Origin of the sequence: Sphaerisporangium sp. NPDC005288 (genome assembly GCF_040607475.1) — a bacterium.
GTDB classification, from domain to species: Bacteria; Actinomycetota; Actinomycetes; order Streptosporangiales; family Streptosporangiaceae; genus Sphaerisporangium; species Sphaerisporangium rhizosphaerae.
The window spans coordinates 86083-98916 of record NZ_JBEXGT010000020.1 but is presented as its reverse complement, the minus strand read 5'-3'; the positions used below and the strand labels follow the sequence as shown (position 1 = coordinate 98916).

Below are 12834 nucleotides of genomic sequence, written 5' to 3'. Positions count from 1 at the left end.
GGGCGACCCTCATGGAGGTAGGGCTCGGGCTGCCCGTCGGTGACCTCGCGGTGCTGCCCGACTGGGCGTCCCGCGCCGAGGCCGGTCCGTTCTCGGCCCTCGGCCTGCTCGACCGCCTCGTCTACGACAACCCCGAGCCGCTGGTGACCCTCGCAGTCATCGCCGGGGCGACCTCCCGCGTCCGCCTGATGACCGAGGTGCTGGTCGCGCCCCTGCGACCGGCCGCCCTGCTCGCCAAGCAGTGCGCCACGCTCGATCGGCTCTCCGGCGGCCGCCTGACGCTCGGGATCGGGGTCGGCGTGCGCGAGGACGACTTCCGGGTCGCGCAGGTCGACTACCGCGGGCGCGGCCGGCGCCTGGACGAGCAGATGAGGACCATGCGGCGCCTGTGGGCCGGCGAGGCGTACGGCGGGGGCGCCGGGCCGATCGGGCCCGCGCCGGCCCGCACCGGGGGTCCCGAAGTGCTCTTCGGCGGCTTCGTCCCGGCGACCGCCGACCGCGTGGCGCACCACGGCGACGGTTTCCTCGGGGCGATGTTCGGGCCGCAGGACATGGGCCGCTTCTTCCGGACGGTGGAGCGGGCGTGGCGGTCGGCCGGGCGCGAGGGCCGTCCACGGCTGGTCGCGCAGGCCAACGTGGCCCTCGGCCCCGGACAGGTCGTGGACGACGCCGGGCGGGCCTTGCGGGCGTACTACGACTTCGGTGACTACCGGCACAAGGTGGTCCAGGGGCTGCTGACCACGCCGGACGCCGTCAGGCACGCCGTCACGGCCTTCGGCGACGTGGGCGCCGACGAGGTGATGCTCTACTGCTGGTCCGCCGACCCCGGCCAGGTCGGGCGCATCGCCGACGCCCTTCCTTGAGCCGATCGCTCCTGCGGTTCCCCTTCCCGTTTCGGCGCGCCCGCGTACCGAAAGCTCTAATCGTCTTGACAAAAAACTTTGTCGGTGAGACGGTACGACCAGAGGCGCTGATCGGGGCCCGCGAAGGCGGCGATCACGCCGGGGACGACCGCGTGAACGACCACCGACCACGAAGGAATGTGCGATGAACGCCAATGGTGAGATCACCTCCGACCTGCGGGCCGGGCGGCGCGAATGGATCGGGCTGGCCGTGCTGGCTCTGCCGACTCTGCTGATGTCGCTGGACATCAGCGTGCTGTACCTGGCGCTTCCCCAGCTGAGCCGGGGCCTCGGCGCCGACTCCACCCAGCAGCTGTGGATCCTGGACATCTACTCGTTCATGCTCGCCGGGTTCCTGGTCACCATGGGCACCCTGGGCGACCGCATCGGCCGTCGCAAGCTCCTGCTGGCCGGCGCCGCGGCCTTCGGCGCCGCCTCGATCCTGGCCGCGTACTCGGTCAACCCGCAGATGCTCATCGCCTCCCGTGCGCTGCTCGGCATCGCCGGGGCCTCGCTCATGCCCTCCACGATGGCGCTGATCCGCAACATGTTCCGCGACCCCAAGCAGATGGGCGCCGCGATCGGCATCTGGTTCGCCTGCTTCATGGGCGGCATGACGGTCGGCCCGCTGGTCGGCGGGCTGCTCCTTGAGCACTTCTGGTGGGGCTCGGCCTTCCTGCTCGGCGTCCCGGTCATGGCGCTGCTGCTGGTCGTCGGCCCGCGCCTGCTGCCGGAGTACCGCGACCCGAATGCCGGCCGCCTCGACCTGGCGAGCGTCGCGCTGTCCCTGGCGGCGATCCTGCCCGCCATCTACGGCCTGAAGGAACTGGCCCGCGACGGCGCGCACGCACTGCCCGTCGCCTCCCTGGTCGCCGGTGTCGCCATGGGCGCCGTGTTCGTCCTGCGCCAGCGCGGGCTCGCCAACCCGCTGCTCGACCTGCGGCTGTTCGCCAACCGCACCTTCAGCACCGCGATGGGCGTCGGGCTGGGGGCGGGCGTCGTGATGGCGGGCACCACCCTGCTGTCCAGTCTCTACCTGCAGACCGTGCAGGGCCTGGGCCCGATGGACTCCGGCCTGTGGCTCCTCCCGCAGAACGTGGCCATGGTGGCCGGCTCGATGGTCGCCCCGGCGCTGGCCCGCAGGATCCGCCCCGCCTACGTCATCGCCACCGGCCTGCTGATCGCTGGCGCCGGTCTGGTCGCCCACACCCAGGTCCCGGCCGTCGACGGTCTGCCGCTGCTGGTCACCGGCCTGGTGCTGGCGTCCTTCGGCATCGCCCTGCCGATGTCGCTCACCATGAACCTCATCATGGGCTCGGTCCCGCCGGAGAAGGCCGGGTCCGCCGCCTCGATCACCGAGACCAGCGGCGAGTTCGGCGTCGCCCTGGGCGTCGCGGCCATGGGCAGCCTCGGCACCTTCGTCTACCGCACCGAGCTCACCGACGGCCTGCCCTCGGGCGTCCCGGCCGGCGCGGCCGACACGGCGCACCAGAGCATCACCGCCGCGCTCGGCGCCGCGCAGCAGGTCGGCGGGCAGCTCGCCGCCGACCTGGTCGAGACGGCCCGGGTCGCCTTCACCAGCGGGCTGAACGTCGTCGCCGCCGTCGGCGCGACCGTCTTCATCGGCCTGGCCGTCCTGTCGGCGATCGTCTTGCGGGACAGCGGCGTCCCGGCCGGTCAGCCCGCTCAGCCCGAAGACACCGACGCGGCCGGTGCGGTCCTGGCGAGCGTGAACTGACCCTGGAACCGCGAGAGCCCGCAACCCCGGGACCCCTCCCCCGGAAAGCCGGAGCCGGGTGGCCACGACGGATCGTCGGCCACCCGGCTCCATCCATGTGCCGGGCAGGGCGCGGCCGGCGCGGTCAGGCGGAGGCCCCGCCGACCGGCGTACCGGCGGGGCCGGACGCCGTGGGCTCGGGACCACTCGCCGGGGTCGAAGGGCCAGGGTCCGTCGCCGACAGGCCGAGACCCGACCCCGGGGGGTCGAGACCGGCCCCGGATGCCGGGCCGGGGTCGGGCGTCCGCGACGCGGATTCCCTGTGGTGGGCGGCCACGGCCAGATCCAGCAGGAACGGCGCGAACAGCCCCGCGAGCGCGGCCGCGATCCTGACGGGGATGGACTCCCCGGCGAGCATCGCCGAGACGATCGCGAGCGCCATGGACGCCGCGGTGAGCAGGGCGGTCCGCCGGCGCGGGATCCGACGGACGTGGGCGATCAGGGGAGGAACGGCGTCGCCCACGGCCAGGCCGGCGACGTAGGCGCCGCAGACCAGGACTCCGACCGCGACGACGACGCCGGGCGGCGGATGACCCGTGATGTGCGAGATCGCGGCCGCGATCGCACCGGAGGCCACCGCGGCGGTCCGGTGCGGGGTCGAGATCGGCATGGAGCCGCGTCCTTTCAAGGGAGTCCGCTATGAAGAAGCGCCCCGCGCGGAGGGCGTCAGAAGTCGGCTATCAGATCGGTGAGCACCGTTCCGAGGGACGCTGGGTCGGTGGCGTAGTACACCCCCCCGGACGTGGCGTCGGCGATCCTAGCCATTGCTTCGGCGGCCTTGTCGTCGATGTCCCCGCCGTAGGCGACGAGCATCACGCGGACCGCACACCTGCCGTTGACGGGATGGCTCAACTCGTTGACCAGCCGGTCCAGCTCGCGCCCGCCGTCCTTGGCGTTCGCGCCGTCGGTGAGGACGACGACCGTGCCGGTCTCACCGCCCGTGCACCCGTCGGCGACCTTCTCGACGGCGTCCGCGATGCTGTCGTACAGGCCCGTCCTGCGGCGCTCGCCGCCGTGCCGCACGGTGAAGAACCGCTGGAACGCGGCGCGTACCTCGGCCACGGTGTTCTTCGAGGTGACCGGGGAGAACGGCCGGATGTCCTCCCAGTCGCGACCCTTCTCCGGGTGCAGGGTCGCGAACACCCGGACCCCGAGCCGGTCGCCCTCGTGGAAGGCCGCGAGCATCTGGGCGACCCCCGCGAGCGCGATGTCGATCTTGATGGCGCCGGTGTCCCGTACGGGGTCGCTCATCGAGCCGGAGTAGTCGACGAGCACTTCGGTGCGTAGCGGCTTGCGAAGCTCGGTCGCCCACACGGTGAGCGCGTCGTCGAACACCCCGCGCGGGCAATGGTCGTCGGCGGTGACGCAGGGCGGAAGGCGCAGATGGTAGCCCTCCAGCACCCGGTCGTAGACCGACCTGTCCGGATACAGCTTCTTGATCTGCGGGCCGCCGAGGACGTATTTGCCGGTCTCCTGGTCGGGGATCCGGAAGCCGAAGTCCTGGAACTCCCTCTGTTGTTCCGGCTGGAGAAGGTGGTCGCGGAAGTCGCGGGCCGCCCGGTTCTCCACCTCATGCAGCTTCGGCTCGGGGTCGATGAGGACGAACGGGTGGTCCGACATCAGCGAGCGGTCGGCCAGGAAGATCGGCGACAGCGGGTCCTGCGGCTCCTCGCCCTTCGTGGCGCTCCGGCAGCCGAGCCCGACCTGCCGGCCGGTGTTGTACGACCACACCGTCTGCTCATCCACCACGACCGCCTGCCTGACCTTGCCGTCGGCGGACTCGCGGGTCAGCTCGCACAATAGGTCGTTGGTGGTCGCGCCGTAGTGGGTGAAGGCCATCTCCATCCGCCGCACGCCGTCGCGCGCCCGCTTGCGCAGATCGAGGATGCGGGAGTCGGGCGTCCCGTCGTCCTTGTCCCGCACCACGTCGTAGATCATCTGGGCCGCGCCCTCGTTGGGCCGGTCGCCGGCGGCCTCCCAGATCATGCCGAGCTCGGCGGCCAGCCCCATCGTGGACAGGTTGGGGTTGGTCTTCCCCAGGGCCGGGTCACAACCGGTGGGGTAGCAGGTGGTCAGCGCCTTCCAGGTGATGGTGTCGCCGGAGAGCTTGCTGAGCTTGTCCCTGTGCGACCGGGGCACCGCGACGACCATCGGCGAGCGGGCCAGGGACCGGGGCGCGGTGTTCTCCAGCCCGAGCTGGTTGTCGGTGCAGGTGAAGGCGGTCTGCTTACTCCCGCACGAGTCGGTGCGCTCCTTGAGCTGGACCCACCACATGGTGGAGGCCGGGAGCCAGATCAGCGGGTAGTCGTCGAACGGCCCGGGGGTGTCCACCGCGCCCGGCATGTCGTGCCGGCGCCAGGCCTCGATCAGCTTGAGCAGCACCGATCCCGACTGGGACTCCAGGACGTCCAGGCAGACGCGCCTGCCGTCCACCTCGTGGCCGTGCGGGCCGGTGAACTCCTGCGCCATCCGCCGCATGGCGTCGATCTTGTCGATGGACGCGATGACCGGGATCCGCGTGTCGCCGACGCAACCCGTCCCCTGCGGCTTCGTGGTCAGGCCTCCCGAGAACGGGATCAGTGCGGAAGCGGCCAGGACGGCGGCCACCGCACCGCTGAACCGGAACCGACGTGAAAGACCGGCCAAGGTGCTCCCTCTGAGAAATCGCTACGAGAGCCATATGGTGCCAGATATCGCCATTCACAACTGTATCGATGGCGTATGCCGGTCCGTGCGGACGGGGTCATGTCGAATTCAGTGAACGCGCCGGTGAATGTGGATCGTATCTATTCCCGCATACGGCCCGGCCGGATGCGGGACCGTTCTGTGATGAGGGTGAACCCGCAGGTCGGCACACCGGGGGCGTCCGCCCGGTATGCCGACCTGCGGATAGTGACATTCTCTATTTGTCATGATTTGTGCTTGATGCTCCCCGTGGTGGGTGGAGGAGCCTCACGCGCAAGAACTTCCGCGCATGACGATTCCGGCGGAAATTCGACAGGGACGCCCGGATATCTCACGCCGGCCGTGGGAGCCGGTCGCGGAGTCCTGCCTGCTGGATCCAGGCCGGGTACGGAGGAAGGGCGTCGCGGCTCACCTCGTCGAGCCGGGCCAGGTCGTCCTCGGTCAGCGTCAGTTCGGTGGCCGCGAGGTTGTCGGTGAGCTGGTCCACCCGCCTGGCGCCGATGATGACGCTGGTGACGGCGGGCTGTGCCAGCACCCAGGCGAGCGCGACGCGGGCCGCGCTCACCTCGTGGCGGGCGGCGATGGCCTTCAGCACGTCGATGACGTCGTAGGCCTTCTCCGTGTCGACCGGCACGAACTGCCCCTGGGCGTGCCGCGCGCCGGCGTCGGAGACGCCGTTCCGGTCGGTCTTGCCCGACAGCAGGCCGCCGGCGAGCGGGCTCCACACCATCAGGGCCAGCCCCTCCGACCGCAGCATCGGGATCAGCTCCCGCTCGACGTCGCGTCCCACCAGCGAGTAGTACGACTGCACCGAGACGAACTCCGCCAGGCCGCGCGCCGCCGACACGCCGAGCGCCTTGGCGACCTCCCAGGCCGCGAGGTTCGAGCAGCCGATGTAGCGGATCTTGCCCTGGCGCACCGCGTCGTCCAGCGCGCGCAGCGTCTCCTCGATCGGCGTATAGGGGTCGATGCTGTGGATCTGGTACAGGTCGATGTGGTCGGTCCCCAGCCTGCGCAGGCTGTCCTCGAGGCTGCGCGCGAGGTGCAGGCGTGAGAGGCCGACGTCGTTCGGGCCAGGCCCGGTGCGGGCGGCGAGCTTGGTGGCCAGGACGACATCGTCGCGGCGGCCCTTGAGGGCTTGGCCGAGCAGCGTCTCGGACTCGCCGTCCGCGTACATGTCGGCGGTGTCGATGAAGTTGACCCCCGCGTCCAGGGCGGTGCCGACGATCTGGTCGGTGTCGTCCTGCCCCAGCCCGCCGACCATCTTGAACACCGGGTGGTCGGCGCCGCCGAACGTCATCGCGCCCAGGCAGAGCTCGGATACGTAGACCCCCGTACGGCCCAACGGTCGATATTTCATGTTTTGTCCCCCTTGTTACCGTTCGTCTTGCAGGTTACGGAGTTCGTCAACGACAATCCATGCGTGAAAGTCCGTTTTTCTTGAGCGATCGTCCGGAGGTCGCGTGGACCCTCTGTCGAACGTGCTGTCGCTGCTGAACGTCGAGAGCGCCCTGCCCCTGCGTTTCGAGGCGGGCGGCTCCTGGGCGATGACCTTCGACGGGTACCCGCACGTGAAGTGCGGCGCCGTGCTCGCCGGTTCGTGCTGGATCGCCGTCGGCGACCTCGCGCCCGTGCTGGTCGAGGCCGGCGACTGCTACCTGATCAACGGCGGCGCGCCGTACCGCATGTTCAGCGACCCGCTGGTCGAGCCCGTCCACGCCTCCGTCGCGTTCCGCGAGACCGTGGACGCGGTGCTCCGCTGGGGCGGGGACGAGGTCGTCATCGTCGGCGGGCCGATCACGCTGGACACGGCGAACGCCCGGCTGCTGCTGGACGTCCTGCCGCCGTTCGTCCACGCGCCCGCCGAATCCGACCAGGCCGAGGTGCTGCAGGCGGCGCTGCGGCTGCTGGCCAGGGAGAACGCCGCCCCGGGGCTCGGCAGCGAGTTCATGACCGACCGGGTCGCGCAGATCATCTTCATCCAGATCCTGCGCGCCCACGCGCGGGCCGCCTCCGGCGAGGGCCGCGCGCCGGGCGGCTGGCTCAGCGCCCTCATGGACCCGCAGATCGGCGCGGCCCTGCGGCTCATGCACCAGGACAACGGGCGCCGGTGGACGGTGGCCGAGTTGGCCGCCGAGGTCGGCATGTCACGGTCGAGCTTCGCGGAGAGGTTCAGGTCGGCCGTCGGCTCGGCGCCGCTGGACTACCTGCTGCGCTGGCGCATGCACTCGGCCGGTCAGGATCTGCGGGCGACCGGCCGGACGATCAGTGCCGTGGCGGCCGCCTGGGGCTACGGCTCCGAGAGCGCCTTCAGCAACGCCTTCAAGCGCGTGATGGGCGTCTCTCCGCGGGCCTACCGCGCAGGCCGCGGCGCGGCGCAGGCGGCTAGGTGAGCTGACGGAGGCGGGTGGGGACGCGCCAGACCTCCTTGTCCAGGGAGATGTCCAGGCGCATGTCCATGCGGTGGCGGCGCAGGCCGGGGACCCGGAAGCGGTCGTGCACGTCGAAGCGCCCGCGGCGGGGATAGCCGAACCCGAGCGCGTCGGGCAGCACGCGCAGATCGTCCCGGTTGCCGCAGCGCGGACAGGTCCACGCGACCAGGTCCATGCCGCGGTTGTAGTCGTGGCAGGCGAGGAAGTACTCCTCCGGACGGAACCGGGACTCGCAGGCGAAGCACGGGATCAGCATGGAGATCCGCTCCTTGGTGCAGGTGGTGCGGGCGTACGCCCCAGGTCTACCTGTACCCGCTTACGTGCGGCTTGCCGTTCACTTGAGCGCCCGGTACCCCAGGTTGATCCGCCGAGGGCCCGCTTGCAGGGGTGCGATCGGCCGTTGATCCGACGTTGAACCCCGGGCGCGAGCCTTGACGGCAGAGGCGCGGAGCTTGGGGGGTTCAAGATCCGTGCTGACGTCCGGCCGGTCGTCGTCGTGAGGCGGCCGGTCGCCGCGAAGGCGCCACCGGTGACCAACCGGGCCCCCGGCGCCCCGCGGCGGCAGACGACCGGCCGGGCACTTTCACCCCCAGATAGGGCAGACAACGCCGTCATGCGACATATCGGGATGCAGAGTGATAAATCACGTGTGGATGACCAGGTTGGACGACGAACCCATGAGCGGGGTCCGCGAGCTAATCGCCGACCTGATCCAGCTTCAGGAGCGCGCGCAGGTCGTCGGCCTCGGGGGAGCCCAGCCGGGTGAAGATGTCCAGGGCCCGCTTGAGGCAGTCACCGCTGCGCCGGACGCTGCCGAGCCCGGTGAGGGCACGGCCTAGCACGGTCAGCGACAACGCCTCGCCGTACGGGTGCCCGATCTCCCTGCTCAGCGTGAGCGCCTGCTCGGCGTACCGCGCCGCGTCCTTGTAACGCTCGGCGGCGATGAACGTCTCGGCGAGCCGGGTGCACACCCGCTGCTCCCACACCTTCTGGCCGCCGGCGCGGAAGAAGTCCAGGCACTCGGCGTGATGGACGACCGCCTCGGTGAGGCGGCCCACCCGTGACAGGACGATGCCGAGCTGGTACCGCGCGCGGGCCATGCCCGGCTCGCTCCCCAGCTCGGTGAAGATCGCCAGCCCCCGGTGGGCGGCGGCGATCGCCTCCTCGCTGTTGCCCAGGCCCAGGTGGTCGCGGGCGGAGTAGCTGGCCACCAGGGCCTCTCCGGCCGCCGCGCCGATGTCCTGGTAGGCCTTGAGCGCCGAGTCGAACAGGGCCAGCGCGTCCTGGTGGCGGCGCCTGCGCCCGGCGACGACGGCCAGGCCGTTGTAGATCTCTCCCCTGACGATGTGGTCGCCGGTCGAGTCGGCCAGGTCCAGGGCCGCGCGGAACTGCTCCTCGGCGTCGCCCATCCGGTTGCTGCCGAACAGCACGCGACCCAGGACGTACCGGCAGCGCAGCTCGCTGACCTTGTCGTTGACGGCCTGCGCCGCGACGATCACCGCGCCGGTGCGCGAGACGAACTCGCGGCCGTAGGCGCCGGACTCCAGCAGCGGCTCCATCGCTACCAGCAGGTCGGCGGCGGGTGACAGCGCCTCGACGGAGGGGCCGGACTCGGCGATCTGCCCGATGATGGCGAACATCGCCTCGGCCTCGACGGTCAGCCAGGTCACGGCCTCGTCGGCGCCCGCGAAGGTCCGGCCGGGCACGCCCGAGGACACCAGGTGGTCGGAGATCACGCTGCCTTCGTAGGCGAGCCGGTGCGCCGCCTGGGCCGAGGTCAGGTAGAACCCGAGCAGCCGGCGCAGCGCCAGCGCCCCCGCTTCGGGGCTCTCGGTGGCCTCCGCCTGCTTGCGGGCGAACAGCCGCAGCAGGTCGTGGAAGCGGTACCGGCCGGGCGCCGGGGCCTCCAGCAGGCTGACGTCGACCAGCGACTCCAGGATGTCCTCGGTCTCGATCATGCTGAGCGACAGCACCGCCGAGGCCGCCTGGATGCCGATGTCCGGCCCGTTCGGCAGCGAGAGCAGGCGGAAGGCCCGCGCCTGGCCGGGGTCCAGGTGCCCGTAGCCCAGCGAGAAGGTGGCGTCCACGGCCAGGTGCCCGATGCGCATCTCGGAAAGGCGCCGGCGCTCGTCCGCGAGCCGGGGCACCAGCGAGGCCACCGTCCACGACGGCCGGGCCGCGAGCCTGGCCGCGACGATGCGGACGGCCAGCGGCAGGAAGCCGCAGATGGCGACCACGTCCATGGCCGCGGGGCGCTCCGCCGCCACCCGCTCGGCGCCGGCGACCGCCGAGAACAGCGTCAGCGCCTCGTCCGGCTCCATGACCTCAAGATCCAGCAGCCGGGCCGAGGGCAGGTCGGCCAGCTTCCCCCGGCTCGTGATGATCGCCGCGCACCCGGCCGTCCCGGGCAGCAGGTGCTCCACCTGCTCGGCGTCGCGCGCGTTGTCCAGCAGGACGATCATCTGCCGGTCGGCGAGCAGCGAACGGAACAGCGCGCCGCGCTCGGCGAGGCCGTCGGGGATGATGTCCACCGGGATGCCGAGCGCGCGCAGGAACGCCGCCAGCACCGACTCGGGGGCCGTCGGCTCCTTGCCGTAGCCGCGCAGGTCGGCGTACAACTGCCCGTCGGGGAACACGTCGTGCAGCGAGTGGGCCACGTGCACGGCGACCGCCGTCTTGCCGACCCCGCCGATGCCCGAGACGGCCGCGACGGGCATGCCCTCGGAGCCGGTGGCGCTGGTCAGCAGCGTGCGCAGCCGGTTGACGACCTGCCTGCGGCCGGTGAAGTCGCTGACGGCGGCCGGGAGCTGGGCGGGACGGGGCATCTCCTGGAAGCCCTCGTGCTCGGCCTCGGCGCTCTCCGCGCCGGAGAAGGGCGTCTCGCCCGTGGTCCTCGCGGCGGGGGTGTGCGGGGCGCCGCCCTGCTCGCCGCGGTCGGTGGTCCCCGCCGGGGCGGGAGGGGCCGCGGGGCGCCGTTCCTGCGGGGTGGGCGCCCACGCGAGCCGCGGATCGGCGCCGAGGATGCGCTGGTGGAGCGAGGACAGCTCGTGGCCGGGGTCGATGCCCAGCTCCTCCACCAGGGCCCGCCGGGTGTCGGAGAACACCGCCAGCGCCTCGGCCTGACGCCCGCAGCGGTAGTAGGCGAGCATGAGCTGGCCGCGCAGTCGCTCGCGCAGCGGGTGCTCGGCCGTCAGGGCGATCAGCTCGGGGATGACATCGGCGTGCCGGCCGAGCTGGAGGTCCAGCTCCATCAGGCTCTCGACGACGCCGATGCGCCGCTCGACGAGCCTGCCGCGCTGGCTCTCGATGTACGGGCCGAGCGCCCCGGCGAGCGGTTCCCCCGACCACAGGGCGAGGGCGTCGCGCACGGTGGCGGCCGCGCCCGGCAGGTCGCCCGCCTTGCGCCGCGCCTCCGCCGCGGCCACGGAACGCTCGAAGAGCGTCAGGTCCAGGGCGTCGGGCGCCAGGCGCAGCGCGTACCCCCGTCCCACCGATGTGAGCAGCTCAGGACGCATGCGGGGCGAGCGATCCGGCTCCAGTACGGCCCGCAGCCGCGACACGTACGTGCGCAGCGCGCCGAGCGCGCGCGGCGGGGCGTCCTCCCCCCAGATGGCGTCGATCATCTCCATCGGGGTCACCGCGCGGCCCTCGCGGAGCAGCAGCATGGCGAGGATGGATCGTTGCAGAGGGGTGCCCAATTCGACCTCGCGGCCGGACAGCCAGGCCTGAACCGGTCCGAGCACCGCGAAGCGAAGGCCAGCCGCAGCCTCTTGACCAGCCATTTTCCCTGCTTCTCCACCCTCAAGACGGTTCTATTGGCAAATGATAGGTCCCCAGATGCTTTATTCCCTATGCGGCGCCCGTCGCGTTAATCGAGTCGTTGATTTCTCGTTGATCTGCCGTTGACCGGTCGCGGCGATGCTGATGGCACGTCGAACGCGGCCCACCGAAGGGGGGCGGTCACGGGCGGCGGCGGCACCGCCGCCGGATCCGGGTCAGGGGAACCGGGATCCGGCAGGAGCCGGGCAAGTGCCTTGCAGGCGGAGGTAAGGCCGTTGTAAGCGCCCTGCAGGCGATGGGTTCTATCAATTTGGTCATAAGCCCCGAAGCACCAAGCACACGGGGGAACCCGCAATAGGAGAACCGCAATGCACCGCTCGATCCGCAACGTCCTGGGCCTGGCCGCAGCCTCCGCCGTCATCGCGGTGGGCCTCCCCGCCCTCGCCACCTCCGCCTCCGCGGCGACCGCCACGAAGACGGCCTCCGCCTCCAGCTACGACTTCGACGACGACTGGGGCTACTACTACTCCAAGTACTTCAACGGCTCCCGCGCCAAGGCCCGCGGCACCGTCTACGAGGACGAGGACGGCGACTTCCACGTCGAGGGCCGGCTGTACGACAAGTCCTCGCCGGGCTGGCTCTGCGGCTACGTCCAGGTCAAGTTCGAGAACGAGGACGGCGACGACTCGACGTACTGGGCCAAGAAGTGCGGCTCCAGCGGGTCCCGCTACTTCCACTTCTCCTCCGACGACGTCGACAACATCTCGGTCCGCGTCTGCTACTGGGACAACCACCACGCCGCGAAGAAGTACTGCGGCCGCTGGAACTACGTCTACGAGAGCGACGGCGACGAGTGATCCAGGCCACCGAGGCGTCCGCCGGATGAGGCCACGGCCTGATCCGCGCGGCGAGCCCGCGGCACGTTGGGGACGCGCCGCGGGAGCACCACAGGGGACGCCCCAGGGGGTTGAACGGGGGAAGTGAGACCTCCTGGGGCGTTATTCACCGGGGAGACCCGGAGGACACGGGGGAAGTGCCGGGGAGCCGGGTCGCACGGGGGGTGCGCCGGGGAGCCGGAGACACGGGGGAAGTGCCGGGGAGCCGGGCGGGGGGTGCGCCGGGGAGCCGGAGACACGGGGGTGGTGCCGGGGAGGCCCGGAGAGCAGGGGGAGCTCGCAGTACACGGGGGAAGCGGGGGGAAACACACAGCCCGCCCAGTGGCCGGGGAGGCTACCGGGCGGGCTGCGCGTTCCATGGG

At 71.5% G+C, this 12834-nt stretch carries 9 protein-coding genes; 4 read left to right on the top strand and 5 right to left on the bottom strand.

Annotation, left to right across the window (positions count from 1 at the left end; all coding sequences use genetic code 11):
• Positions 1 to 11 precede the first annotated feature (11 nt).
• Positions 12 to 863: an LLM class flavin-dependent oxidoreductase gene (locus ABZU32_RS20185; protein ID WP_354924167.1), complete on the top strand. Its 852-nt coding sequence runs from the start codon at positions 12 to 14 to the stop codon at positions 861 to 863.
• A gap of 184 nt (positions 864 to 1047) precedes the next feature.
• Positions 1048 to 2640, top strand: a complete 1593-nt coding sequence (locus ABZU32_RS20180; protein WP_354924165.1) for an MFS transporter — start codon at positions 1048 to 1050, stop codon at positions 2638 to 2640.
• Between the two features lie 124 nt (positions 2641 to 2764).
• Here ABZU32_RS20180 and ABZU32_RS20175 read toward each other — a convergent pair whose 3' ends face one another.
• From ABZU32_RS20175 to ABZU32_RS20165, 3 genes are all read right to left on the bottom strand, one after another.
• The gene (locus ABZU32_RS20175; protein WP_354924163.1) at positions 2765 to 3289 is read right to left on the bottom strand and encodes a hypothetical protein; all 525 of its coding nucleotides are present in this window, start codon (positions 3287 to 3289) and stop codon (positions 2765 to 2767) included.
• Between the two features lie 56 nt (positions 3290 to 3345).
• On the bottom strand, positions 3346 to 5325 hold the full coding sequence (locus tag ABZU32_RS20170) for a substrate-binding and VWA domain-containing protein (protein WP_354924162.1): 1980 nt from the start codon (positions 5323 to 5325) through the stop codon (positions 3346 to 3348).
• Positions 5326 to 5695: 370 nt separating this feature from the next.
• A complete protein-coding gene (locus ABZU32_RS20165; RefSeq protein ID WP_354924160.1) occupies positions 5696 to 6724 on the bottom strand; it encodes an aldo/keto reductase in 1029 nt (342 codons plus the stop codon).
• Between the two features lie 103 nt (positions 6725 to 6827).
• On the opposite strand from ABZU32_RS20165, the gene ABZU32_RS20160 reads away from it, so the two are divergent.
• Entirely contained in the window at positions 6828 to 7757 is a 930-nt protein-coding gene (locus tag ABZU32_RS20160) for an AraC family transcriptional regulator (protein WP_354924158.1), read from the top strand.
• On the opposite strand, the gene ABZU32_RS20155 is transcribed toward ABZU32_RS20160, so the two are convergent.
• Together ABZU32_RS20155 and ABZU32_RS20150 are read right to left on the bottom strand one after the other, a co-directional pair.
• Positions 7750 to 8052, bottom strand: coding sequence for a hypothetical protein (locus ABZU32_RS20155; RefSeq protein ID WP_354851618.1), 303 nt, complete (start codon positions 8050 to 8052; stop codon positions 7750 to 7752). The genes ABZU32_RS20160 and ABZU32_RS20155 overlap by 8 nt on opposite strands.
• A 439-nt stretch (positions 8053 to 8491) precedes the next feature.
• The gene (locus ABZU32_RS20150) at positions 8492 to 11539 is read right to left on the bottom strand and encodes a BTAD domain-containing putative transcriptional regulator (protein ID WP_354924156.1); all 3048 of its coding nucleotides are present in this window, start codon (positions 11537 to 11539) and stop codon (positions 8492 to 8494) included.
• Between the two features lie 405 nt (positions 11540 to 11944).
• Between ABZU32_RS20150 and ABZU32_RS20145 the strand changes: the two genes are divergently transcribed.
• Positions 11945 to 12433, top strand: coding sequence for a hypothetical protein (locus ABZU32_RS20145; RefSeq protein WP_354851612.1), 489 nt, complete (start codon positions 11945 to 11947; stop codon positions 12431 to 12433).
• Positions 12434 to 12834 lie beyond the last annotated feature (401 nt).